20 protein-coding genes and 1 tRNA gene are annotated in these 23,819 nt (G+C 70.8%); 16 read left to right on the top strand and 5 right to left on the bottom strand.

Going from position 1 to position 23,819, the window contains the following annotated elements; translation table 11 throughout:
• Nucleotides 1-49 precede the first annotated feature (49 nt).
• From Q9S36_RS09640 to Q9S36_RS09630, 3 genes are all read left to right on the top strand, one after another.
• Nucleotides 50-727 carry a response regulator transcription factor gene (locus Q9S36_RS09640; protein WP_251451170.1) on the top strand — a complete coding sequence of 226 codons (678 nt, stop codon included), beginning with the start codon at nt 50-52 and terminating at the stop codon, nt 725-727.
• Nucleotides 720-2,054, top strand: coding sequence for a HAMP domain-containing sensor histidine kinase (locus Q9S36_RS09635; protein ID WP_311284917.1), 1,335 nt, complete (start codon nt 720-722; stop codon nt 2,052-2,054). The genes Q9S36_RS09640 and Q9S36_RS09635 overlap by 8 nt, the downstream gene beginning before the upstream one ends.
• Before the next feature lie 68 nt (nt 2,055-2,122).
• Nucleotides 2,123-2,743 (top strand): hypothetical protein, encoded by a 621-nt coding sequence (locus Q9S36_RS09630; protein WP_311284916.1) that lies wholly within the window; start codon nt 2,123-2,125, stop codon nt 2,741-2,743.
• Nucleotides 2,744-2,797: 54 nt separating this feature from the next.
• Here the strand turns inward: Q9S36_RS09630 and Q9S36_RS09625 are convergent, their stop codons facing one another.
• A complete protein-coding gene (locus Q9S36_RS09625) occupies nt 2,798-3,997 on the bottom strand; it encodes a pyridoxal phosphate-dependent aminotransferase (protein ID WP_251451164.1) in 1,200 nt (399 codons plus the stop codon).
• A 152-nt stretch (nt 3,998-4,149) separates the two neighbouring features.
• On the opposite strand from Q9S36_RS09625, the gene Q9S36_RS09620 reads away from it, so the two are divergent.
• The 4 genes from Q9S36_RS09620 to Q9S36_RS09605 are packed head-to-tail and all read left to right on the top strand — an operon-like array spanning nt 4,150 to nt 7,798.
• Complete coding sequence (locus Q9S36_RS09620) at nt 4,150-5,067, top strand: ABC transporter ATP-binding protein (RefSeq protein WP_311284914.1); 918 nt, start codon at nt 4,150-4,152, stop codon at nt 5,065-5,067.
• Complete coding sequence (locus Q9S36_RS09615; RefSeq protein WP_311284913.1) at nt 5,064-5,918, top strand: ABC transporter permease; 855 nt, start codon at nt 5,064-5,066, stop codon at nt 5,916-5,918. Before Q9S36_RS09620 ends, Q9S36_RS09615 begins: the two co-directional genes overlap by 4 nt.
• A 45-nt stretch (nt 5,919-5,963) precedes the next feature.
• The gene (locus tag Q9S36_RS09610) at nt 5,964-7,169 is read left to right on the top strand and encodes a sensor histidine kinase (RefSeq protein ID WP_311284912.1); all 1,206 of its coding nucleotides are present in this window, start codon (nt 5,964-5,966) and stop codon (nt 7,167-7,169) included.
• Nucleotides 7,166-7,798, top strand: coding sequence for a response regulator transcription factor (locus tag Q9S36_RS09605; RefSeq protein WP_251451157.1), 633 nt, complete (start codon nt 7,166-7,168; stop codon nt 7,796-7,798). Before Q9S36_RS09610 ends, Q9S36_RS09605 begins: the two co-directional genes overlap by 4 nt.
• 136 nt (nt 7,799-7,934) lie before the next feature.
• Here the strand turns inward: Q9S36_RS09605 and Q9S36_RS09600 are convergent, their stop codons facing one another.
• Together Q9S36_RS09600 and aceB are read right to left on the bottom strand one after the other, a co-directional pair.
• The gene (locus tag Q9S36_RS09600; protein WP_311284911.1) at nt 7,935-9,530 is read right to left on the bottom strand and encodes an isocitrate lyase; all 1,596 of its coding nucleotides are present in this window, start codon (nt 9,528-9,530) and stop codon (nt 7,935-7,937) included.
• A gap of 27 nt (nt 9,531-9,557) precedes the next feature.
• Entirely contained in the window at nt 9,558-11,198 is a 1,641-nt protein-coding gene (gene aceB / locus Q9S36_RS09595) for a malate synthase A (protein ID WP_311285078.1), read from the bottom strand.
• Between the two features lie 223 nt (nt 11,199-11,421).
• Here aceB and Q9S36_RS09590 point away from each other — a divergent pair, with 223 nt between their 5' ends.
• On the top strand, nt 11,422-12,900 hold the full coding sequence (locus tag Q9S36_RS09590; protein WP_311284910.1) for a helix-turn-helix domain-containing protein: 1,479 nt from the start codon (nt 11,422-11,424) through the stop codon (nt 12,898-12,900).
• A 4-nt stretch (nt 12,901-12,904) separates the two neighbouring features.
• Here the strand turns inward: Q9S36_RS09590 and Q9S36_RS09585 are convergent, their stop codons facing one another.
• Nucleotides 12,905-14,278, bottom strand: a complete 1,374-nt coding sequence (locus Q9S36_RS09585; RefSeq protein ID WP_311284909.1) for an FAD-dependent oxidoreductase — start codon at nt 14,276-14,278, stop codon at nt 12,905-12,907.
• 137 nt (nt 14,279-14,415) lie between these two features.
• The gene (locus Q9S36_RS09580; protein ID WP_311284908.1) at nt 14,416-15,951 is read right to left on the bottom strand and encodes a PucR family transcriptional regulator; all 1,536 of its coding nucleotides are present in this window, start codon (nt 15,949-15,951) and stop codon (nt 14,416-14,418) included.
• A 93-nt stretch (nt 15,952-16,044) separates the two neighbouring features.
• Between Q9S36_RS09580 and gabT the strand changes: the two genes are divergently transcribed.
• The 8 genes from gabT (at nt 16,045) to secE (ending at nt 23,809) form a co-directional block, all read left to right on the top strand.
• Nucleotides 16,045-17,406 carry a 4-aminobutyrate--2-oxoglutarate transaminase gene (gabT, locus tag Q9S36_RS09575; protein ID WP_311284907.1) on the top strand — a complete coding sequence of 454 codons (1,362 nt, stop codon included), beginning with the start codon at nt 16,045-16,047 and terminating at the stop codon, nt 17,404-17,406.
• A gap of 152 nt (nt 17,407-17,558) precedes the next feature.
• On the top strand, nt 17,559-18,920 hold the full coding sequence (locus tag Q9S36_RS09570) for an NAD(P)/FAD-dependent oxidoreductase (protein ID WP_311284906.1): 1,362 nt from the start codon (nt 17,559-17,561) through the stop codon (nt 18,918-18,920).
• On the top strand, nt 18,917-19,807 hold the full coding sequence (locus Q9S36_RS09565; RefSeq protein ID WP_251451145.1) for a universal stress protein: 891 nt from the start codon (nt 18,917-18,919) through the stop codon (nt 19,805-19,807). Before Q9S36_RS09570 ends, Q9S36_RS09565 begins: the two co-directional genes overlap by 4 nt.
• Nucleotides 19,804-21,354 (top strand): APC family permease, encoded by a 1,551-nt coding sequence (locus Q9S36_RS09560; protein ID WP_311284905.1) that lies wholly within the window; start codon nt 19,804-19,806, stop codon nt 21,352-21,354. Before Q9S36_RS09565 ends, Q9S36_RS09560 begins: the two co-directional genes overlap by 4 nt.
• A 39-nt stretch (nt 21,355-21,393) precedes the next feature.
• Nucleotides 21,394-22,755, top strand: coding sequence for an NAD-dependent succinate-semialdehyde dehydrogenase (locus tag Q9S36_RS09555; RefSeq protein WP_311284904.1), 1,362 nt, complete (start codon nt 21,394-21,396; stop codon nt 22,753-22,755).
• A gap of 57 nt (nt 22,756-22,812) precedes the next feature.
• Complete coding sequence (locus Q9S36_RS09550) at nt 22,813-23,250, top strand: pyridoxamine 5'-phosphate oxidase family protein (RefSeq protein ID WP_251451142.1); 438 nt, start codon at nt 22,813-22,815, stop codon at nt 23,248-23,250.
• A gap of 171 nt (nt 23,251-23,421) precedes the next feature.
• Nucleotides 23,422-23,494, top strand: a tRNA-Trp gene (locus Q9S36_RS09545).
• A gap of 45 nt (nt 23,495-23,539) precedes the next feature.
• Nucleotides 23,540-23,809, top strand: coding sequence for a preprotein translocase subunit SecE (gene secE, locus Q9S36_RS09540; protein ID WP_251451536.1), 270 nt, complete (start codon nt 23,540-23,542; stop codon nt 23,807-23,809).
• Nucleotides 23,810-23,819: the final 10 nt, after the last annotated feature.

Raw genomic sequence — 23,819 nt, 5'->3', positions numbered from 1 at the left:
TCAGCCGCGCTTCAGGCGCGCTACAGGTTTCGTCGGCCACGATGGACCCATGCGCGTGCTGGTGGTCGACGACGAAGTGCGCCTCGCCGAGGGCTTGAAGCGCGGGCTCGAGGCTGAGGGCTTCGCCGTCGACGTCGCCCACGACGGCGTCGAGGGTCTTTGGTACGCGCGCGAGAACACGTACGCGGCGATTCTGCTCGACCTCATGCTGCCGCGCCTGAGCGGGTACGCGGTGTGCCGGACGCTGCGCGACGAGCAGAACTGGACGCCGGTGCTGATGCTCACCGCCAAGGACGGCGAATGGGACCAGATCGAGGGTCTCGACACCGGAGCCGACGACTACCTGACCAAGCCGTTCTCGTTCGCGGTGCTGCTCGCCCGGCTGCGGGCGCTCACCCGCAGGGGGTCGACGCCGCGCCCCGTGCAGCTTGCCGTCGACGACCTCGTCCTCGATCCCGCCGCGCGGACGGTGGCGCGAGGGCGCACCCCGATCGAGCTGACCAGCCGCGAGTTCGCCGTGCTGCACTTCCTCATGCGCCGGGCCGGAGAGGTCGTGTCGAAGTCCGACATCCTCGACGGCGTATGGGACTTCTCGTTCGAAGGCGACCCGAACATCGTCGAGGTCTACATCGGACACCTGCGCGCCAAGGTCGACCGGCCCTTCGGTCGCTCGTCGATCCGCACCATCCGCGGCGCGGGCTACCGCATCGGCTCCGAAGATGAGTGAGCCGGCGGAGCGACCCGCCCGCCGACGCGGCGGCATCCGCCTGCGCATCACCGTCGTCGCGGTGGCCGCGGTGACGATCGCGCTGATCGCCGGCGCGGTCGGGTTCTGGCTCGTGCTGCGGGCGTCGCTGCTCGGCCAGCTCGACACCGCCGCGAACCAGGATGCCGCCGCCTTCGCCGAGCAGCTCGACGAGGGCGACGTCGACGCGCTCCCCGATGTCGACGACGACCGCCTGTGGCAGGTCATCGACGACGAGAGCGGCGCGGTTCGGGGCGCCAGCGATGTCGCCGAGGATCTCGGTGCGCTCGCCGCGGCGGACGGCAGCGTGCCGGACCTCATGCGCGTCGACGACGGCACCGTCTACGCGATGGCGGCCGAGCGCGACGGTGACGTGGTCGTCGTGGCCGGCCGCTCGACCGAGGAGGTCGACACCACCCTCGGCGCCGTCGGGGTGCTGTTGGCGGTGGCGGTGCCGATCGTCGCGGGAATCGTCGGGGTGACCACCTGGGTCGCGGTGGGCGGAGCGCTCCGGCCCGTGGAGCGCATGAGGCGCCAGGTGGACGCCGTGAGCGCGACCGATCTGTCGCGACGTGTGGACGAGCCCGGGACCGGCGACGAGCTCGCGGGCCTGGCCACCACCATGAACGGGATGCTGTCGCGGCTGGACGACGCGCAGCGGGCGCAGCGGCGCTTCATCTCGGACGCCTCGCACGAGCTGAAGTCGCCGCTGGCCGTGCTGCGGCAATTCGCCGAGGTGGCGCGGGACCACCCCGAACGCGTCACCCCCCGGGAACTGACCGACACCGTCCTCGACGAGGGCGCGCGATTGGAGCGCCTGGTCCAGGGGATGCTGGTGCTCGCCCGCGCCGACGAACGCGCGCTCACGATCACTCCGCAGGAGGTCGACCTCGACGACGTCCTGCTGGCCGAGGCGCAGCGACTGCGCCCCGCGGCTGTGTCGGTGGACGGCTCGGCGATCGCCCCCGTGCGCGCCCGCGTCGATCCGGGACTGCTGCGCCAGGCGGTCCGGAACCTCGTCGACAACGCCGCCCGCCATGCGCAGGGGCGGATCGCGCTGGCGTGCTCCGAGCGGGACGGGTGGGCGGTCATCACCGTCGACGACGACGGACCGGGGGTCGCCGAAGCCGAGCGGGAGCGCGTGTTCGGCCGCTTCGTCCGGCTGGACGACGCCCGCTCCCGGGATGCCGGGGGAAGCGGCCTGGGGCTTGCCATCGTCCGCGAGATCGCGCTGCGACACGGCGGCTGGGCGCGCATCACCGGGTCGCCCTGGGGCGGCGCCCGCGCCGAACTGCGCCTGCCGCTCTGATCTCGAGGCGCTTCAGGCTGGCTTCAGCATCGGATCGGCACAGTGGAGTCGTACCCGAGGAGGACACCATGAACAAGCGCACCATCACCATCACCGCTCTCGCCGCCGCCGGCGCCGTCGCTCTGGCAGGCGGGGCCGCGGTGGCCCTGACCCCGGCGACCGCGCCCACCGCGACCGCGACGCCGACGGCCACCCCGACGTCGCCCGCGAGCGACGACCCGTCGAACGACCCCGCCGTGTCGGATGCGGACCTGGATCGCGCGATCGCCGCCGCGCTCGAGGCCGCCGGTTCGGGAACCGTCGTCGACGCGGATGCGGACGACGACGCCTCGCACGCCTACGAGATCGACATCCGCCTCGATGCGGGCAGCTATGCGGAGGTCAAGCTCGACGCCGCCTTCGACGTCGTCTCGATCGAGAACGACGACCGCGGGGGAGACTCGAGTGACGACGACTCGAGTGACGACGCCGACGACCGCGACGCGGACGACCTCGCGGCCGACTCCGAGGACTACAGGGCCGCCGCCGCTGCCGCGCTCGAAGAGGTCGGCGAAGGAACCGTCACGAGCGTCGAGCGCGAGGACGACGACGCCGACGACCACGCATACGAGGTCGAGGTCGAGCTGGCGAACGGCGACGACGTCGACGTCGAGCTCGCGGCGGACTTCACCGTCGTCCGCACCGACTGATCCGCACGACCGGGCCGCACGTGGCGGCCCGGTCCGCCGGACGAGCGGCGTCTGTCAGGAGAAGAGCTCCTGCAGGCGCCGCACCCCTTCGAGCAGGGCGTCGTCGCCGAGAGCGTACGACAGGCGCAGGTAGCCGCTGGGGCCGAAGGCCTCACCCGGTACGACCGCGACCTCGGCCGCTTCGAGGATGAGGTCGGCCAGCTCGAGCGTCGTGGTCGGCGTGGTGCCCCGCCACTCGCGGCCGAGCAGCCCCTGGACGTCGGGGTAGACGTAGAACGCACCGAGGGGGTTCGGCACCGTGACGCCGTCGATCTTCGCCAGTTCCGACACGATGAGCTTGCGGCGTCGGTCGAAGGCGACGCGCATCTGCTCGGCTTCGGTCTGCGGGCCCGTCAGCGCGGCGAGGGCTGCCCGCTGGGCGATGTTGTTGACGTTGCTGGACAGGTGCGACTGCAGGTTCGCGGCCACCTTGATCGCGTCCTTGGGGCCGACCATCCAGCCCACGCGCCAGCCGGTCATGGCGTAGGTCTTGGCGACGCCGTTGACCAGGATCGTCTGCGCCGCGGCCTCGGGCACCGCTTCGACGATCGAGACCGCGCGCACGCCCTCGTAGACGAGGTTCTGATAGATCTCGTCGGTGATGATCCAGATGCCGTGCTCGAGTGCCCACTCGCCGATCGCCTTGGTCTCTTCGGGCGTGTAGACCGAGCCGGTCGGGTTCGACGGCGACACGAAGACCAGCGTGGTGGTGCGCTCGGTGCGCGCGGCTTCGAGCTGTTCGACGGTGACCTTGTACTCCTGGTCGGCGCCGGCGAACACCTCGACGGGAGTGCCGTCCGCCAGCGCGATCGCCTCGGGGTACGTCGTCCAGTACGGGGCGGGCAGGAGGACCTCGTCGCCGGGGTTCACCACCGCCTGGAACGCCTGGTAGACCGCCTGCTTGCCGCCGTTGGTGACGATGACCTGCGACGGATCGACTTCGAGACCCGAGTCGCGGAGGGTCTTCGCGGCGATCGCCTCGCGGAGCACGGGAAGGCCCACCGCGGGGGTGTAGCGGTAGTTCGCGGGATCGTGCAGCGCCTCGGCGGCGGCGTCCACGATGAACTGCGGCGTGGGGAAGTCGGGCTCGCCCGCGGCGTAGCTGATCACGGGACGACCCGCCGCCTGCAGGGCCTTGGCCTTGGCGTCCACCTTCAGTGTGGCGGACTCGGCGATGGCGGACAGCTTGCGGGACAGGGGAGCGCGTTCGGTCACACACCGAATCGTAGTCGCGACCGCCGGCGGGTGTCGGCCCGCCGTGGACGTCGACCCGCCCGCGGGCGGGGGTGCGGCATCCACCGAATGGGGGAGGCGGCATCGGACCAATGGCCCTGCCGCGGTGCGGTGCGCAGCGCGAGGCTGGAGTCATGGCAGACAACGTGGTGCAGGTGCGGAACCTGCGCAAAGAGTACGGCGGCCGGGCCGTCGTCGACGATGTGTCGTTCGACATCGCCCGCGGCGAGACCTTCGCCCTCCTCGGTCCGAACGGGGCGGGCAAGTCGACGACGGTCGAGATCCTCGAGGGGTTCCGGCGGCGCACCGCGGGCGAGATCAGCGTGCTCGGGGCCGATCCCGGCCACGCCGCCCTGTCGTGGAGGGCGCGCCTCGGCGTCGTCCTGCAGAGCTCCGGCGAACTGGGCGCACTGACCGTGCGCGAGAACGTGCAGCAGTTCGCGGGGTTCTTCCCGCGGCCGCGCGACGTGGACGAGGTGATCGAGGCGGTCGGCCTCACCCCTCAGGCGACCACCCGGGTCAACAGGCTCTCCGGTGGGCAGCAGCGACGGGTGGACGTGGCCCTGGGCATCATCGGCGGCCCCGAGCTGCTCTTCCTGGACGAGCCGACCACGGGCTTCGACCCGCAGGCCCGACGGGAGTTCTGGACGATGATCCAGGGGCTCTCGGACGGCGGCACGACCATCCTGCTCACCACCCACTACCTCGAAGAGGCCGCCCAGCTGGCCGACCGTGTGGGCATCATCGTCGGCGGGCGCCTGCAGGCGATCGGCCCGGTCGACACCATCGGCGGCGCGGATGCCCGCATCCCGCTCGTTCGGTGGAACGAGGGCGGTCGGGCTCACGAGGAGCGCACCGCGGAGCCGGGCCGCTTCGTCGCCGCCCTCGTGGCCCGCCTGGGCGCCGAGCCGGCCGGCATCGAGATCGTCCGGCCCTCGCTCGAAGACGTCTACCTCGAGATGGTCGGCTACGACGCCGAGCCCGCGCCCGACGCATCGACGGATGCCGCGACGACCGCCGCGGCCCCCACCGGAAAGGTTCCCCGCTCATGAGCGTGCTCACTCCCCGGGTCACGACCCGCCCGTCTGCCGGTCGCGGCATCCTGCGCATGGGTCTGTGGCGTGCGCGGTTCGAGCTCAAGCAGTACTTCCGCAGCGGCGACAGCGTCGTCTTCACCTTCCTGTTCCCCATCCTGCTGCTGGGACTGTTCACCGTCGCGTTCGGTTCGGACGGCGACTTCCAGCCGGCGCCGGGCCTGCCCGCCGTGAGCCTCGGGCAGATGTACCTGCCGTCGATGCTCGCCGCCGGTCTGCTGCTCTCGGGACTGCAGAACATGGCCCTCGACATCGCGGTGGAGCGATCGGAGGGCATGCTCAAGCGGCTCGGGGCGACGCCGGTGTCGCCGGTCAGCTACTTCATCGGCAAGATCGTGCAGGTCCTCGTCACAGGCGTCCTGCAGGCGGCCCTGCTGCTCGCGTTCGCGGCGTTCGTGCTGCGGGTGGAGCTGCCGTCCGAGCCCGAGAAGTGGGGGACGTTCGCGTGGGTGTTCGTCCTCGGCATCACGACCTCGGCACTGCTGGGCGTCGCCCTCTCCACCGTGCCCCGCACCTCTCGCAGCGCCTCGGCGGTCGTCATCCCCCTCGTGCTCATCCTGCAGTTCATCTCGGGCGTGTACCTCTTCTTCTTCCAGCTGCCCGAGTGGCTGCAGAACGTGGCAGGGATCTTCCCCGTGAAGTGGATGGCGCAGGGGATGCGCGCGGTGTTCCTGCCCGAGGAGTACGCCGTGCTCGAGCAGAACGGCGAGTGGAACCTCACCGGCGTCGCCCTCGCCCTCGGCATCTGGCTGGTGGTGGGGCTCGTGCTCGGGCGGCTGACGTTCCGCTGGAACCGCCGCGACGCGTAGCCTGACTGGCGGCGGGACGACTCCGCGGACGACTGAGGGGGCCGGATGCTGCTGAAGCCGAGATGGTGGGACATCACCGTCGCCGCCGGGGCACTCGTGATCGCCGTCGGAACCGTCTTCGGCTTCGGACCCACCTCACCCGCACGGCAGGCGGTCGCGCTCGCCGCGACCGCGGGGTTCGTCCTCGCCTACGCCCTCATCGCCCGCGGCGGCATCGAGCGCCCCGTGCCGTGGCGCTCCCACGCCTTCCTCGTCGCGGCATTCGCGGTGATCACGGTCGGATGCGCGGCGGCGGGGTTCATGGCGATGCTGCAGACTCTCGCCTACCCGCTGGTGTGGGTGCTCGGAGACACCCGGCGGCGCGGCATCCTGGGCTCGGTCGTCGTCGCCGCCGCGACGTTCACCGGGTTCGCGATCAACGGCGCCCCGGGCGCCTCCGGGCTGGCCTCGGGCGCGGCGACGGCGGGGTTCTCGCTTGTGTTCGCGATCGCGCTCGGCATGTGGATAGCGAGCATCGCCGAGTACGGCGAGGAGCGTGCGCGGCTGCTCGCCGACCTCACCGCCGCCCAGGCGCAGGTCGAGGCGCTCAGCCGCGATCGCGGGGCGGCGGAGGAACGCGAGCGCCTGGCCCGCGACATCCACGACACGCTCGCCCAGACTCTCGCCGGTCTCGTCCTGTTGGCCGAGCGCGCGGGGCGCCGATCGCGCGAGGGACGAGCGGATGCCGCAGCCGACGCGATCGGCGAGGTCGAGCAGGTCGCCCGCGAAGCGCTCGGCGAGGCGCGCGCACTCGTGGCCCGCACGGCCGCGGTGCCCTCCGACCAGGCCCTCGACGCCGCGCTCGGCCGCCTCTCCGACCGGTTCCGGGCCGAGACCGGCCTCGACATCGACCTGCGCGTCGACACGGCGGGGGCCGAGATCGATCGCGAGCGCCAGGTGGTGATGCTGCGCTGCGTGCAGGAGCTCCTCGCCAACGTCCGCAAGCACTCCGGCGCCTCGCGCGTGGCGGTGCAGGTGACCGGCGCGGCCGACGGCGGGCTCCGGCTCGAGGTCGCCGACGACGGGGCCGGCTTCGATCCGGCCGCACCGCGCACCGGATTCGGTCTCGACGGCATGCGCGAGCGCGTCGCGCTGGCCGGTGGCACTCTCGTGATGGCGACCGCCCCGGGAGCCGGCGCCCGCGTCGTGATCGAACTGCCGGCCGCGCCGGTTGCGGCATCCGCCATCCGGGGTGCGGAGGCCGCGTCGTGATCCGGCTGCTGATCGCCGACGACCACCCCGTGGTGCGCGCGGGGCTGGCGGGGCTGCTCTCGGACGAGGACGGGCTCGAGGTGGTCGCCGAGGCCGCGAACGGCGACGAGGCGGTGCGGCTGGCCGCGGCCACGCGTCCCGACGTCGTGCTCATGGACCTGCGGATGCCCGGGGTCGACGGCGTGGCCGCCACGGCGCGCATCGCCGGGGGAGAGGCCGGCGATCCGCCGCCGCGGGTGCTGATCCTCACCACGTACGAGACCGACGACCAGATCCTCGCCGCGATCGAGGCGGGGGCGGCGGGCTACCTGCTGAAGGCCGCCCCGCAGGCCGAGATCGTCGCCGGCATCCGCTCGGTCGCCGCGGGGCAGTCGGCGCTGTCGCCGCAGGTCGCGGTGCGGCTCGTCGAGCGGATGCGGCGCCCGGCGCCGGAGTCCCCGCTGACCCCGCGAGAGCTCGACGTGCTGCGGCTGGTGGCCTCGGGTCGCAGCAACAAGCAGATCGCCGTCGCGCTGGGCATCGGCGAGTCCACCGTGAAGACCCACCTGCTCAAGGTCTTCGAGAAGCTGGCGGTCACCGACCGCACGCGCGCGGTCACCCTCGCTCTGGAGCGCGGCATCCTGCCCTGACCCTGACCCTGACCCTGACCCTGACCCCTTGTCCGCGAAAGTACAACTGGCGGACGAGGGGCCGGGGTTTCCCCCACCTCTCGTCCGCCAGAAGTACTCTCGCGGTCAGTGTCGGCCGGGCCGGGCCGCGCGGGTGTCAGGAGAACTGGTTCATGGTGTTCTGCTGGCCGCCGGCCTTCAGGGCCGCGGCACCGGCGAAGTACTCCTTGTGGTTGTCGCCGATGTCGCTGCCGGCCATGTTCTGATGCTTGACCGTGGCGATCCCCTCGCGGATCTCGCGACGCTGCACACCCGTCACGTAGGCGAGCATGCCCTCGTCCCCGAAGTAGCCCTTCGCCAGGTCATCGGTCGACAGCGCCGCCGTGTGGTATGTCGGCAGCGTGATGAGGTGGTGGAAGATCCCGGCACGCGCGGAGCCGTCTCGCTGGAAGGTGCGGATCCTCTCGTCGGCCAGGCGGGCGAGCTCGGTGTCGTCGTAGGCGACGTTCATCAGGTCGCCGCGGTCGTACGCCGAGACGTCCGCGCCCTGCTCCGCGAGGGCGTCGTACACCTGCTGGCGGAAGTTCAGCGTCCAGTTGAACGACGGGCTGTTGTTGTACACGAGCTTCGCGTCCGGGATCACCTCGCGGATCCGGTCGACCATGCCGGCGATCTGCTCGATGTGCGGCTTCTCGGTCTCGATCCACAGCAGGTCGGCACCGTTCTGGAGCGACGTGATGCAATCGAGCACCACGCGATCCTCACCCGTGCCGGGTCGGAACTGGTAGAGGTTGCTCGCCAGCCGCTTCGGCCGCAGCAGCGTGTCGCCCCGCTTGATCACGACGTCGCCGTTGCCGAGGTCGGCGTCCGAGACCTCCTCCGCGTCGAGGAAGGAGTTGTAGCGGTCGCCCAGATCGCCGGGTTCCCTCGTCACGGCGAGCTTCTGGGTGAGACCGGCGCCGAGCGAGTCGGTGCGCGCCACGATGATGCCGTTGTCGATGCCGAGCTCGAGGAACGCGTACCGCACCGCGTTGATCTTGGCCAGGAAGTCCTCGTGCGGGACGGTGACCTTCCCGTCCTGGTGGCCGCACTGCTTCTCGTCCGACACCTGGTTCTCGATCTGGATCGCGCAGGCGCCCGCCTCGATCATCTTCTTGGCGAGCAGGTACGTCGCCTCGGGGTTGCCGAAGCCCGCGTCGATGTCGGCGATGATCGGCACCACATGGGTCTCATAGGAGTCGATCTGGGACTGGACGAACTCGGCGGCGGTGTCGTCGCCCGCCGCGCGCGCGGCGTCCAGCTGCGTGAAGAGCAGATCGAGTTCGCGCGCATCGGCCTGGCGGAGGAACGTGTAGAGCTCCTCGATCAGCGCCGGTACCGCGGTCTTCTCGTGCATCGACTGGTCGGGAAGCGGGCCGAACTCCGAACGGAGCGCGGCGATCATCCAGCCCGACAGGTACAGGTAGCGCTTGTTCGTGGTCTTGAGGTGCTTCTTGATCGAGATGAGCTTCTGCTGCCCGATGAAGCCGTGCCAGACGCCGAGCGACTGGGTGTAGACCGACGAGTCGGCGTCGTACTCCGCCATGTCGCGACGCATGATGTCGGCGGTGTACTGGGCGATCTCGAGTCCCGTGCGGAAACGGTTCTGCGCCCGCAGGCGAGCGGCGGACTCGGGATCGATGGCGTCCCACCCGGCGCCGTGCTGCTCTTTGAGGGCTCGGATGCCGTCGATGTCGTCCTGGTATGCAGTCATGTCAGTTCCTCTGTACGTCTGGGTGGGTCAGTCGGTTTCGACGAGATGCCGGGCGTAGGCCGGCAGGGTCAGGAAGGCCGGGAAGTCCGGGCCGAGCGCGACCTCGCGGAAGATCTCCGCCGCATCATCGAAGCGATCGCCGTCACGGCGGTCCGCCTCGGCGAGCACCTGCGCGATCAGGCCCTCGATGTAGTCCCGCGTGATCGGCGTGCCGTCCTCGGTGGACTGGTCCTGATGGATCCACTGCCACACCTGACCGCGGCTGATCTCGGCGGTCGCGGCGTCCTCCATGAGGTTGTCGATCGCCACGGCGCCCAGGCCCCGCAGCCACGCTTCGATGTAGCGGACCGCGACCGACACGTTGCCGTGCACGCCCGCCGCCGTGATCGGCCGTCCGATGTGGACGTCGATCAGGTCGGATGCCGAGACCTCGACCTCGGGCCGCTGACGGTCGAGCTGGTTCGGCCGCTCGCCCAGCACCGCATCGAACTCGGCCCGCGCCACCGGGATCAGGTCGGGGTGCGCCACCCAGGTGCCGTCGAAGCCGTCGCCGGCTTCGCGCTTCTTGTCTGCGGCGACCTTCTCGAACGCGCGCGCGGTCACCTCGGGATCGCGCCGGTTCGGGATGAAGGCGCTCATCCCGCCGATCGCGAACGCGCCGCGCTTGTGGCACGTCTGCACGAGCAGCTCGGTGTACGCCCGCATGAACGGCACTGTCATCGTGACCTCGCTGCGGTCGGGCAGGACGAACCGCGCCCCGCGCCCCCGGTACGTCTTGATGATCGAGAAGATGTAGTCCCAGCGGCCCGCGTTCAGACCCGCGGCGTGGTCGCGCAGCTCGAACAGGATCTCCTCCATCTCGAGCGCCGCCGGCAGCGTCTCGATGAGGATCGTCGCGCGGACGGTGCCGTGCGGGATGCCGATGTACCGCTCGCTGAAGGTGAACACGTCGTTCCACAGTCGCGCTTCCTCGCTGGACTCGAGCTTGGCGATGTAGAAGTACGGTCCGCGCCCGTTCTCGATCAGCCGCTGCGCGTTGTGGAAGAAGTACAGCCCGAAGTCCACCAGCGAGCCCGACGCGGGCATGCTGCGGCCGTAGCGGTCGGTGAAGCGGATGTGCTGCTCGGGCAGGTGCCACCCGCGCGGGCGCATCACGATCGTCGGGGTCTCGGTGGCTGTGACCTCGTAGCGCTTGCCCTCGGAACTCGTGAACGACAGCTCGCCGCGGATCGCGTCGCGCAGGCTCAGCTGACCCCCGATGACGTTGCCCCACGTCGGGCTGGTGGCGTCCTCCTGGTCGGCGAGCCACACCTTCGCGCCGGAGTTCAGGGCGTTGATGGTCATCTTCGGATCGGTCGGTCCCGTGATCTCGACGCGACGATCCTCGAGACCGGGGCCCGCCCCGGCGACCTTCCACGACGCATCCTCGCGGATGTGCCGCGTGTCGTCGCGGAACTGCGGGTCGTGACCGTTGCCGATCTCGAACCGGCGACGCAGACGGTCGGAGAGCCGGTCCTGCCGCCGGGCGCCGAAGCGGTGGTGCAGCTCGGTCAGGAACGCGAGGGCTGCGGGCGTGAGGATCTCGTCGTAGCGGGCCCCCATGGGCCCGGCGATCTCGATCGAGGGTTCGTGCGTCTGGGTGGGGATCGGCCCCGTGCGAATGCGCATCGGGGTGGCGGTTGCAGGTGTCATATCCCTGTCTTCCTGTGAGCGAGTACGTGAGTGGATGCCGGGGTCCGGGGTGTGTGCCGGGTCGCGGCGTCCTGTGATCTGCGTTCTGGGCCGATCGGGGTGGGGCGTACCCCCACTCTGAGTGAAGTTCAAGGGGTGAACCCGACGAATCCGGGTGTGAACTTGTGGCGTAATTCACGTTTCGTGACAGAATCCCCTCATGACGACACCGTTCACCCGTGATGCGCGGTCGGATGCGGCCGACGATGGAGACGTGGACTCCCTCACCATCGGCCGCCGTATCCGCCAGCTGCGCACCGAGCGCGGCATGACACTCGATGACCTGGCCGGTGCCATCGGGCGTGTGCCGAGTCAGCTGTCGATGATCGAGAACGGGCGTCGCGAGCCGAAGCTCACTCTCCTGCAGACCATCGCGCGCGCGCTCGGCACCTCGCTGGATGCGCTCCTGGAGTCCGAGCCGCTCGACGAGCGGGCGACGCTCGAGATCGCGCTCGAGCGGGCCATGCGCGGTCAGACCTTCCAGGCGCTCGGGATCGAGCCGTTCCGCATCGGCAAATCGGTTCCCACCGAGGCGCTCAAGGCGATGCTCGCCCTCCAGGGCGAGATCGGGCGCCTCAACGACGAGCGGGCGGCGACGCCCGAAGAGGCCCGACGGGCGAATCTGGCGCTTCGCCGCCTCATGCGCACGCAGAGCAACTACTTCGCCGAGCTCGAAGCGCAGGCGCGCGGCATCCTGGAGGCCGTCGACCACCCCGGTGGACCGCTGACGCAGCGGACGGCGTCCGACATCGCCGCACACCTCGGCTTCACCCTGCACTACGTGCCGGATCTGCCCCAGACCACCCGCAGCGTCGCCGACATCAAGAACGGCCGGCTGTATCTGTCCAGCCGGCTGACCTCGAAGGGCGATCCGCGCACCGCCGTGCTGCAGGCGCTGTCGAGCCGCATCCTCGGGCACGCCGAGCCGACCTCGTACGCGGAGTTCCTGCGCCAGCGGGTCGAGACGAACTACCTCACCGGCGCGCTGCTGATCCCCGAGTCGCACGCCGTGCCGTTCCTGCAGGACGCCAAGAAGGACCGTGCGATCTCGATCGAGGACCTGCGGGACGCCTACTCGGTGTCGTACGAGACCGCCGCGCACCGGTTCACGAACCTCGCCACGGAGCATCTGGGGCTGCCCGTGCACTTCTTGAAGGTGCACGAGTCCGGCACCATCACGAAGGCGTACGAGAACGACGACGTCAACTTCCCCACCGACCGGCTCGGGTCGATCGAGGGCCAGATGTGCTGCCGCAAGTGGACCTCACGCGTGGTCTTCGACGTCGACGACCACTTCAACCCGTACTACCAGTACACCGACACCGGCAACGGCACGTACTGGTGCACGGCGCGCGTGGAGCTGTCGAGCGAGGGGGCGCACTCGGTGTCGGTGGGCGTGCGCTTCGACGACACGAAGTGGTTCCTGGGGCGCGACACCTCGAATCGCGGGGTGTCGAAGCATTCGGTCGAGGTGTGCTGCCGCCGGGCGCCGGCCGACCTCGAGGCGGCGTGGCGGCAGAACGCGTGGCCGAACGTGCGGACGCCGCGGACCCTGCTGGCCACTCTGCCCACCGGGGCCTTCCCCGGGGTCGACACGACGGACGTGTACGAGTTCCTCGAGGCGCACGCCCCGCGCTGAACCGTCAGCGGCCGGCGACGAGGTCGGCGACCGACGCCGGCCACGCGGTGCGCTCGGACGTGCCGAGCTCCTCCAGACGATCGGCGGTGCGATACGCGGCGTAGATGCCCTGCACCGCGAGCCAGCGCAGCGGCTCGGGCTCCCAGCGGCGCGCCCGATGCCCCACCCACGGCAGGCGCACCAGGTCGGTGTCGCGGCCCAGAACGAGGTCGGCGAGGGTCCGCCCTGCGAGGTTGGTCGCGGTCACCCCGGTCCCGACGTAACCGCCCGCCCAGCCCAGACCGGTGGCGCGATCGTGGCCCACCGTGGCCGCCCAGTCCCGCGGGACGCCGAGCACCCCCGACCAGGCGTGCGCGACGGGTGTGGTCGCGGCATCCGGGAAGAAGTCCCGCAGAAGGGCGGTCAGCGACGCGATCGTGCGCTCCTGCGTCGCGCCGTCGGTGTCGACGCGAGAGGCGTAGCGGTAGGGGATGCCGCGACCGCCGAACGCGATGCGATCGTCCGCGGTGCGCTGGGCGTACATGTACACGTGCGCGAAGTCGCCGAGGGTCTCACGGCCCGACCAGCCCACAGCGTCCCAGAACGACGCGGGGAGCGGTTCGGTGACGATCATGGACGAGTTCATCGGCAGCCACGTGCGGTGCTCGCCCCGCAGGTCGGCCGTGAAGCCCTCGGTCGCGCGGATGACATGGCGCGCGCGCACGGTGCCGTGTTCGGTCACGGCGCGGCCCGGAGCGATCTCGGTCACCCGCGTGCCCTCGTGGATCGTGACGCCCCGGCGCTCGACGACGGCGGTGAGACCCGCGACGAGCTTGGCCGGATGCACGCGCGCGCAGTGCGGGTGCCAGATGCCGCCGAGGATCCCGTCGACGGCGATGCGGGACGCCGCGGCCCGGCCGTCCAGTTCCTCGATGTCGGTGCCGGGCCAGGATCGCTCGTTCGCGGCCGCGGCGCGAAGGCGCGCCAGCTGGGACGGCGTGCGGGCGATCTCGAACTCGCCGCCCTTGACGATGTCGGCGTCGATGCCTTCGCGCGAGGCGACGGAGATCACCTCGTCGACGGTGTGGTCGAGGGCGCGCTGCTGCGCGATCGCCGCCGTGCGGCCGTGGCTCACGGCGAGCTTCTCGCGCCCGCCGGTGACCGAGTTCGTCAGCCAGCCGCCGTTGCGGCCCGACGCGCCGAACCCGGCGAAGCGCTGCTCCAGCACGGTGATGCGCAGGTCCGGCTGCAGCTGCGACAGGTAGTACGCCGTCCACAGCCCGGTGTAGCCCGCCCCGACGATGACGACGTCCGCGTCGCGATCGCCCTCGAGCCCGGGGCGCTCGGGCGGGCGTCCGCCGAGGTCCCGCCACCACCACGACACGTCGCCGTTCCTCACGGGGTCCGCCCCGCCCACTCAGCAGTCACGAGCTCATCCTGCCCGCGGGCGGCGGTCGCGGCATCCGTCGATCCGTCCCGAATCCCGCCGGTCCCGCACGATCGAGCCACCCGGGAGGCGGGAGTCCACGTGCGCCGTCACCCCAGCACGCGCAGCGCCGCCCACAGCTCGGCGCGGGTGGCGAACGAGCCGAGGTCGCGACCGAGGAGGCGCTCGGCGAGCGCGAGTCGCGTGCGCACGGTGTGACGATGGATGCCGAGGGCGCGCGCCGACGCCTCGTGCGAGCAGTCGTGATCCAGCCACGTCCGCAGTGTCGCGACGAGGTGCGTGCCCGCCGCCGCATCGTGATCGCTGAGCGGTCTGACCTCGGCCGCCGCCACGGCGCGGGCCTGGTCCGACAGCGCCGACAGCACGCCGCCGCCGGCGACCTCGGCGAACGCGGCGACACCGCCGCGCCCGCGGTCGCGGGCCACGCGGGCCTGGTCCATCGCCGTGTCGAAGCCGTCGTACCCGGTCGGCTCCGACACCCCGATCGCGACGTCGAAGCGGGCGGCGACCTCGTCGAGCGTGCCGCGCTCGCCGGCCGCGGTGACGATGACGAGCCCGTCGTCGGAGCGGCCGAAGAACAGCGTCCCGCGGGCGTCGTGCGCACGCCCCTCGAGGAGCTCGGTCATCGCCTCGAGGCGGCTCGCCCGCGCCGGTGTGCCCGCGCTCGCGAGGGCGACCTGGACCGGCGGCGCCGGAAGGGGGCCCCACACCTCGCGTGCGACGCGTCGCGCCAGGGCGGGGTCGCCGCCCCGCAGCGACTGCACCAGCCCCGCCCGCAGGTCCGCCCACGCCCGCGAGAGCCCCTGTTGCTGTTCGAGCGCGAGGCCGGCCATCGCGATCACCGCGGTCAGCACGGCGCGGCCTTCCTGGTCGAGCTCGCCGGCGGCGATCGCGATCACGCCGCGCAGGCGCCCTCCGCGGCCGAGCGTCTGCAGCGTGAAGGCGCGCTCGCCGACGTGGAAGGACGATCCGGCGCGGGCGCCGCGGCGGAGGACCGCCTGGACCTCCGCGCGGACGGCGTCCGCCGTGACGGCATCGAGGGAGCCGGTCGGATGCTCGCGGGACAGTTCGCCGGTCGCGTCGAACATGCCGACCCACGCGTCGAGCTGCTTCGCCAGCTCGCCGAGGGTCGCCCCCAGTCCGTCCGGGCGGAGCGCCGCGAGCGAGATGGCGCGCTGGGCGGCGAGCGCCCAGCTGCGGCGCGCGTACGCCTGGGCGGCGATCGCCTCGGCGTTGGCCCGCGCCACCGCGAGGAACGGCGTACGGTACGGAACCTCGAACAGGGCGAGCCCCTCGGCATGGCACGCGGCCGACAGAGCCGGGGGGATGCCGTCGCGGACGACCTCGGTGCCGAAGCCCAGACCGGCGATGCCCCGCCGTGACAGGCGCTCGACGTACGCGCGGTAGGGCCCGGGATCCTCGCCGGCCTCGTGGAACTGCGTGCCCGTGGTCAGCAGCACCAGACCGTCCGAGAGGAACGGGGTGGGGTCGGCGAGGTCCGAGCTGTGCACCCAGCGCACGGGGCGATCCAGGGCGTCGTCCGCGGCATCCCCTTCGAGCCTCAGGCGCAGGTCGGGGCGGTTCAGCAGCGACCGCAGGGTGGGGGCGTCGGCATCGGCGGGCATGACACTCCTCGGTGTACGGCCTGTACAGGGCGCTGATGAGAATGTACTTCACGGCGGGTGCCGGCCGCGCGAGCCGCCGCTTACGCTCGCCGCATGACCTCGACCGACACGCTCGACACCCACCCGCTGGGCGGGCCGGCGCTGCCCCAGGAGCGGCGTCTGGTCACGGCCATCCCCGGTCCCCGCTCGCAGCAGCTGCTCGAGCGCAAGGCCGCGGCGGTTCCCGCCGGCGTCGGGCACACCGTCCCGATCGAGGCGGTCGCCGCCGGCGGGGGAGTCGTGGTGGACGCCGACGGCAACTCCCTCATCGACCTCGGCTCGGGCATCGCCGTCACCGGCGTGGGCAACGCCCACCCGGCGGTCGTCGCGGCGGTGCAGGCGCAGGCGGCGCAGTTCACGCACACATGCTTCATGATCTCGCCCTACGAGTCGTACGTCGCCGTCGCCGAGGCGCTCAACCGCGTGACTCCGGGCTCCCACGCCAAGAAGAGCGCCCTGTTCAACTCCGGCGCCGAGGCCGTCGAGAACGCCGTCAAGATCGCCCGCAAGTTCACCAAGCGCCAGGCGGTCGTCGCCTTCGACCACGGCTATCACGGCCGCACCAACCTGACGATGGCGCTGACGGCGAAGGCGATGCCGTACAAGAGCGGCTTCGGGCCCTTCGCGAGCGAGATCTACCGTGCGCCGCTGTCGTACCCCTACCGCGACGGTCTGACCGGCGCCGAGGCGGCCAAGCGCGCGATCTCGCTCATCGAGAAGCAGGTCGGCGCGGACAACCTCGCCGCCATGATCATCGAGCCCATCCAGGGCGAGGGCGGCTTCATCGTGCCGGCCGACGGCTTCCTGCCCGCCCTCGTGGAGTGGTGCCGCGACAACGGCGTCGTCTTCATCGCCGACGAGGTGCAGACCGGCTTCGCTCGCACGGGTGCGATGTTCGCCAGCGAGCACTTCGGCATCGTGCCCGACCTCATCACGACAGCCAAGGGCATCGCCGGCGGGCTGCCGCTGGCCGCCGTCACCGGGCGGGCCGAGATCATGGACGCCTCGCACACCGGCGGCCTCGGCGGAACATACGGCGGCAACCCCATCGCGTGCGCCGCCGCCCTCGCCTCGATCGACGCGTTCGAGAACGACGGCCTGCTCGAGCGCGCGCGGCGGATCGGCGAGCTCCTGACCGACCGCCTGCGCGCGCTGCAGGCCACCGACGCCCGCGTCGGAGACGTCCGAGGTCACGGCGCGATGATCGCGGCCGAGTTCATCGACCCGGTGACCGGTGAGCCGGATGCCGCGCTCACCGCCGCGGTCGCCAAGGCGTGCATCGCCGAGGGTGTCATCGTGCTCACATGCGGCACCTACGGGAACGTGATCCGTTTCCTCCCGCCGCTGTCCATCCCCGACGACCTGCTCCACGAGGGCCTGGACGTCGTCGCCGCCGCGCTCGCCGCGCAGCCGTAGTCGGCCCGTCCCAACCCCGGCATCCGCTCGCTCGCTTCACCCACCCGCCCCGTCCAGATCACGTGATCTCGCCGAGATCACACCTCGCGCTACGCACGCACCGTGTGCGCTCGCTCGCATCACGTGATCCGGACGACGAGAAAGGCACCCTCATGGATGAGATCACCCGAGACGTCGTCATCGTCGGCGCCGGCGCCGCCGGTCTGACGGCCGCGAACGAGCTGCGCCGCGCCGGACTCTCGGTCGCGGTGCTTGAGGCGCGCGACCGCGTCGGCGGGCGGCTGTGGACGGACGTCGTGGACGGCGCGATGCTCGAAGTCGGCGGTCAGTGGGTCTCGCCCGACCAGGACGCCCTCAAGGAGACCCTCGCCGACCTGGGGCTCGAGACCTATTCGCGCTACCGCGAGGGCGACTCGGTGTACATCGGCCGGGACGGCGAGCGCACGCGGTTCACCGGCGAGATCTTCCCCGTGGCACCCGAGACCGAGAAGGAGATCGTCCGCCTCATCGCCGTGCTCGACGAGCTCGTCGCGCAGGTCGATCCCGACCGGCCCTGGGAGCACCCCGATGCGGAGGAGCTCGACCGCGTCTCGTTCGAGGCCTGGCTCGAGCAGCAGACCGAGGACCAGGAGGCGCGTGACAACATCGCCCTCTTCATCGCGGGCGCCATGCTCACCAAGCCGGCCTACGCGTTCTCGGCCCTCCAGGCGCTGCTCATGGCCGCCAGCGCGGGCAGCTTCAGCCACCTGGTCGACGCGGACTTCATCCTCGACGAGCGTGTCGTCGGCGGACTCCAGCAGGTCCCCCTGCTGCTCGCCGAGCGGCTCGGGGACGACGTGTTCCTCGAGCAGCCGGTCAACACCGTGCAGCGGGGCGAGGGCGGCGTGACGGTGGTGACCGACGGGGGCCTCACCGTCCGCGCGCGCTTCGTCATCCTCGCCCACGCCCCGGTCCTCTACCCATGGATCGACTTCCAGCCGCCGCTGCCCCGCCTCAAGCAGCAGATGCACCAGCACATCTCGATGGGCTTCGTCATCAAGGTCCACGCCGTCTACGACCGCCCGTTCTGGCGCGAGCAGGGGCTGTCGGGAACCGCGTTCAGCCCGTACGAGATCTCGCACGAGGCCTACGACAACACCAACCACGGCGATGAGCGCGGCACCCTCGTCGGCTTCGTCTCGGACCGCAATGCCGACGACCTGTTCCGCGTCTCGGCCGAGGAGCGCAAGGCGCGCATCCTCGAGTCGCTCTCGCACTACTTCGGTCCCGAGGCGAAGGAGCCGCTCGTGTACTTCGAGAGCGACTGGGGAGCAGAGGAGTGGACGCGCGGCGCCTACGCCGCCAGCTTCGACCTCGGCGGTCTCGCCCGCTACGGCGCCGATCTGCGGACCCCCGTCGGTCCCATCCACTTCGCCTGCTCCGACATGGCCGGCGCCGGATACCAGCACGTGGACGGCGCGATCCGCATGGGTCGCCTGGCCGCGGCCAACATCGTCAGCGAGGTGCGCGCATGACCGCTCCGATCGTCGTCGGCTACCAGGCGACCAAGGCGGGGAAGGATGCCGTCGCCTTCGGCGCGCGACTCGCGCGGTCCTCGGGCGGCGCCCTGCACCTGGTGCTCGTCCTCCCCGCCGACACCCGCAGCGTCATCACGCCGCCCAAGGCGGGCTACGACCGCTATCTGCGGACGCAGGCCGAGGCGTGGCTCTCGGATGCCGCGGCGACGGTCCCCGGCGATGTGACGCACGCGGAGCACGTGCGCTTCGCCGACTCGTTCGGCGAGGGCCTGCTCGCGACGGCGGCGGAGCTGGGCGCCGGGCACATCGTCGTCGGAGGTGCCGACGGCGCCCACCGCGGTCGGCACCGCCTCGGCACCACCGCGTCGGAGCTCCTGCACACCGCCGACGTCCCGGTGGCCCTGGTGCCGCGCGGTGCGCGGAAGACGGCCGTGGACACCGGCATCCCCCGTCTCACCGTCGCCCTCGGCACCCGACCGGGCGCGCAGGCGCTCCTGGACGAGGCGGTGTCGCTCGCCCAGACCACCGGCGCGCGCATCCGCCTGCTCTCCTTGGTCACGGTCGACCTTCCCGCCACCCTCGACACCGGCGTCATCCGCATCGCCGGTGCCGCCCACGCCGAGGACGTCCTCGCCAAGGCGCAGGCCGCGCTGCCGGAGGGCGTGGACAGCGAGGTCGTCATCGGCGGCGGCGAGAGCATCGAGCAGGCCGTCGCGGAGCTGTCATGGGAGCCCGGTGAGGTGGTGCTGGTCGGCTCGAGCCGCCTGGCGCAGCCGCGTCGGCTCTTCCTCGGCTCGACGGCGGCCAAGATGCTCCACGAGCTGACCGTCCCGATGATCGTCGTCCCGCGCGAGCGGGCACTCACAGAAGGGGGCGTCCGATGAGCGAACGCACCAGCGTCGTGACCGGAGAACCGGTCGACGGCGGCCTGTCGAAGAAGGGGCTGAGCGCCGGCACGGTCGGGCTCATCGGCGCCGTCGTGATCGGCATCTCGTGCATCGCGCCGGCGTACACCCTGACCGCCGCGCTCGGGCCCACGGTGTCGGAGGTGGGATTCCAGGTGCCGGCGATCATCCTGCTCGGGTTCATCCCCATGCTCCTGGTCGCCTTCGGCTACCGCGAGCTGAACCGGACGATGCCGGACTCCGGGACGTCCTTCACGTGGGCGGCGCGGGCCTTCGGCCCGTGGGTGGGGTGGATGGCCGGATGGGGCCTCATCGCGGCGACCATCCTGGTGCTCTCGAACCTCGCCGGCATCGCCGTGGAGTTCCTCTTCCTCCTCATCGACCAGCTCGCCGGCAGCCCCGGCACGATCGCGGAGCTGGCGTTCAACCCGTTCATCAACGTCGCGGTGTGTCTGCTGTTCATGCTGGGGGCGACCTTCGTGTCGTACCGCGACATGCAGACGACGCAGAAGCTGCAGTACGTGCTGGTGAGCTTCCAGGTGCTGGTGCTCGTGATCTTCTCGGTCGCCGCGTTCGTGCACGTCGCGAACGGCTCCGCCTTCGACGCCAGTCCCGTGGAGGCGTCGTGGTTCAATCCGTTCTCCGTCGCCACGCCGCTGGCGGTCGTCGCCGGGCTGTCGCTGTCGATCTTCATCTTCTGGGGATGGGACGTCACCCTGACGATGAACGAGGAGACGAAGAACCCCGAGAAGACCCCGGGGCGCGCTGCCACGCTCACCGTCGTGACCATCGTCGTGCTCTACCTCCTCATCTCGCTCTCTCTCCTGGCCTTCGCGGGCACCGGCGAGGACGGGCTCGGCCTGGGCAACCCCGACATCCAGGCCAACGTGTTCTTCTACCTCTCGGGTCCGATCCTCGGACCCCTCGCGTTCCTGGTCTCGCTCGCGGTGCTCACCAGTTCGGCGTCGTCGCTGCAGTCCACGTTCGTCTCGCCCGCGCGCACGCTCCTGGCGATGGGGCACTACGGCGCCCTGCCCCGGAAGTTCGCGCAGGTGACACCGCGCTTCTTCACCCCCGGCTACGCGACCATCGTCTCCGCCGTCGTGGCTTCGGTGTTCTACGCGGTGATGCGCTTCGTGAACGAGAACGTGCTGTGGGACACCATCACCACGCTCGGCATGATGATCTGCTTCTACTACGGCATCACCGCGTTCGCGTGCGTGTGGTACTTCCGCAAGCAGTGGACCGACTCGGTGCGCAGCTTCTTCTTCACCCTGCTGTTCCCCCTCGTGGGAGGCATCATCCTCGTCGCGCTGTTCGTCATCACCCTCGTCGAGAGCCTCGACCCCGACTACGGCAGCGGCACGGAGTGGTTCGGTCTCGGCAGCGTCTTCGTGCTGGGCGTCGGCATCATCGGACTGGGCCTGGTGATCATGTTCTGGCAAGCCGTGAAGCGTCCTGCATTCTTCCGCGGCGAGACACTTTCGCTGGATGCGCCCGAGAGTCTTCGCCGCACGCGCCGCTGACGGCAGACTTGACCCACAACCGACCGGAGAGAGAACGCAATGAGTGACTACGCCGTCGTCAACCCCGCCACCGGTGAGACCCTGGCCACCTACCCCGTCGTGAGCGACGCAGCTCTCGACGAGGCCATCGCGAACGCGGATGCCGCCTACCGCACCTGGCGGGACGTGCCGGTCGCCGAGCGCGCCGCCAAGATCCGCCGCGTCGCGGAACTCCACCGCGAGCGACGCGACGAGCTGGCGGCCATCATCGTCCGCGAGATGGGCAAGCCGCTCGCGGCCGCCGAGGGAGAGGTGGACTTCGCCGCCGACATCACGGAGTTCTACGCCGACAACATCGACAAGATCACCGGCGATCAGCCGCTGGAGATCCTGGGCGAGGGCACGGCCGTCATCCGCCGCTCTCCGATCGGCGTGCTCCTGGGCATCATGCCGTGGAACTTCCCCTATTACCAGGTCGCTCGCTTCGCGGCGCCCAACATCGCCGTCGGCAACACCATCCTCCTCAAGCACGCGCCGCAGTGCCCGGAGTCGGCGGCGGCGATCGAGGACATCTACCGCGAGGCCGGACTCGAGGGCGTCTACACGAACATCTTCGCCACGAACGAGCAGGCGGCGACGGTGATCGCCGATCGCCGGGTCCAGGGCGTGTCGGTGACGGGCTCCGAGCGCGCCGGATCGGCCGTCGCGGCTCTGGCCGGACAGCACCTCAAGAAGGTCGCGCTCGAGCTGGGCGGCTCGGACCCGTTCATCGTGCTGTCGACCGACGACCTCGATGCCACCGTGGCCGCGGCCGTAGAGGCGCGCATGGACAACAACGGGCAGTCGTGCAATGCGCCCAAGCGCTTCATCGTCGCCGACGACCTCTACGACGCCTTCGTCGAGAAGTTCGTCGAGGGTATGAAGGCGCAGAAGATGGGCGACCCGTTCGCCGAGGACACGCTGCTCGGCCCGCTGTCGTCGACTGCGGCCGCCGAGCGTCTGGAGGCCCAGATCCGCACGGCCGTCGAGCAGGGGGCCACGCTGGTGACCGGCGGCACGCGTGACGGCGCCTTCTACGAGCCGACCGTCCTCACCGGCGTCACGCCCGACATGGATGTGTACCGCGAGGAGCTCTTCGGCCCGGCCGGCGTCGTGTACCGCGTCCGCGACGAGGACGAGGCGGTCCGCATCGCCAACGACACAAGCTACGGTCTCGGCTCGTACGTCTACACGACCGATCCCGCGCAGGCCGAGCGGGTCGCGGACCGGATCGAGGCCGGCATGGTCTACGTCAACTGCGTCCTGGCGGACTCTCCCGAGCTCCCCTTCGGCGGCGTGAAGCGTTCCGGCACCTCGCGTGAGATGGGTCTGCTCGCGGCGGACGAGTTCGTCAACAAGAAGCTCATCCGCGTCGCGGGCTGACAGCGGGCGGGCCGAAGGTCCCTGGCGTGCGCCGATGCGCCGGGGCAGGATGAGGTCATGAGCGACATCAGCGAAACGGTGGCCCGCCTCACCGACGAGGAGTGCTGGCAGCGGCTCGGAACCCAGCAGCTCGGCAGGCTCGTCACGCGCGTGGGTGAGGTCCTCGACATCTTCCCCGTCAACTACGTCGTCGACGACGGCGGCGTGGTGTTCCGCACCGCCGAGGGCTCGAAGCTGTTCGAGCTGACCGTCAACGACGAGGTGCTCTTCGAGGTCGACGATCACACCGATGCGGATGCCTGGAGCGTGGTCCTTCGCGGGCACGCGCATCGACTCGATACCTCCGCCGAGGTCGAACACGCCGACTCGCTGCCCTTGAAACCGTGGATCCCGACGCTGAAGTACCACTACGTCCGCGTGGTGCCCACGAGTCTCAGCGGCCGCGCCTTCCAGCGCGGCGAAGAGCCCGACCGTTACGGCATCCAGCAGTACTGACCGCGTGCGGCGGTGCCGGCGACCTCGGTTCGTCCCCCGCCGGGGGCATGCCGTACACTGGGATGAGCAGGACAAATCTGCATTCTTTCGCTGTGCCCGCCGGTCGGGTGACACCCTTCTCACAGGTCATGGCAGAAGACTGCGGAGGTACGGGACCCGCCAACGGGTCTTAGGGCGGTAGCTCAATTGGCAGAGCAGCGGTCTCCAAAACCGCAGGTTGCAGGTTCGATTCCTGTCCGCCCTGCGCGTCAGCGGAAGCTGACACACGGAAGGTAATCAGGTGGCATCGATGGTCCAGGACGAGCCGAAGGGCGAAGTCGTCGCGAACGGCGGCGGCGCCCCCCGCGAGAAGAAGCTCAACGTCTTCGCGCGGATCGCTCTGTTCATCCGTCAGGTGTTCGCAGAGCTCCGCAAGGTGGTCACCCCCACCCGTCAGGAGCTGGTGAAGTTCACCGCGGTGGTCCTGGGCTTCGTGGTCGTCATGATGGCGATCGTGTACGGACTCGATCTGCTGTTCGTCTGGCTCGCGGCCAACGTCTTCGGAGTGTCCGGGGCCTGACGCCTCTGAT

It is taken from the genome of Microbacterium sp. ARD31, assembly GCF_031844425.1.
The sequence above is the reverse complement of the archived record's forward strand: the minus strand, read 5'-3'. Positions and strand labels throughout refer to the sequence as shown.

Coding starts and splice junctions, on each gene's coding strand:
- Q9S36_RS09620 (WP_311284914.1), top strand. CDS start 4,150: ATGGCAGACAACGTGGTGCAGGTGCGGAACCTGCGCAAAGAGTACGGC.
- Q9S36_RS09610 (WP_311284912.1), top strand. CDS start 5,964: ATGCTGCTGAAGCCGAGATGGTGGGACATCACCGTCGCCGCCGGGGCA.
- Q9S36_RS09560 (WP_311284905.1), top strand. CDS start 19,804: ATGAGCGAACGCACCAGCGTCGTGACCGGAGAACCGGTCGACGGCGGC.
- Q9S36_RS09570 (WP_311284906.1), top strand. CDS start 17,559: ATGGATGAGATCACCCGAGACGTCGTCATCGTCGGCGCCGGCGCCGCC.
- Q9S36_RS09640 (WP_251451170.1), top strand. CDS start 50: ATGCGCGTGCTGGTGGTCGACGACGAAGTGCGCCTCGCCGAGGGCTTG.
- Q9S36_RS09550 (WP_251451142.1), top strand. CDS start 22,813: ATGAGCGACATCAGCGAAACGGTGGCCCGCCTCACCGACGAGGAGTGC.
- Q9S36_RS09600 (WP_311284911.1), bottom strand. CDS start 9,530: ATGACTGCATACCAGGACGACATCGACGGCATCCGAGCCCTCAAAGAG.
- Q9S36_RS09565 (WP_251451145.1), top strand. CDS start 18,917: ATGACCGCTCCGATCGTCGTCGGCTACCAGGCGACCAAGGCGGGGAAG.
- Q9S36_RS09615 (WP_311284913.1), top strand. CDS start 5,064: ATGAGCGTGCTCACTCCCCGGGTCACGACCCGCCCGTCTGCCGGTCGC.
- Q9S36_RS09580 (WP_311284908.1), bottom strand. CDS start 15,951: ATGCCCGCCGATGCCGACGCCCCCACCCTGCGGTCGCTGCTGAACCGC.
- Q9S36_RS09590 (WP_311284910.1), top strand. CDS start 11,422: ATGACGACACCGTTCACCCGTGATGCGCGGTCGGATGCGGCCGACGAT.
- gabT (WP_311284907.1), top strand. CDS start 16,045: ATGACCTCGACCGACACGCTCGACACCCACCCGCTGGGCGGGCCGGCG.
- secE (WP_251451536.1), top strand. CDS start 23,540: ATGGTCCAGGACGAGCCGAAGGGCGAAGTCGTCGCGAACGGCGGCGGC.
- aceB (WP_311285078.1), bottom strand. CDS start 11,198: ATGCGCATTCGCACGGGGCCGATCCCCACCCAGACGCACGAACCCTCG.
- Q9S36_RS09635 (WP_311284917.1), top strand. CDS start 720: ATGAGTGAGCCGGCGGAGCGACCCGCCCGCCGACGCGGCGGCATCCGC.
- Q9S36_RS09630 (WP_311284916.1), top strand. CDS start 2,123: ATGAACAAGCGCACCATCACCATCACCGCTCTCGCCGCCGCCGGCGCC.
- Q9S36_RS09555 (WP_311284904.1), top strand. CDS start 21,394: ATGAGTGACTACGCCGTCGTCAACCCCGCCACCGGTGAGACCCTGGCC.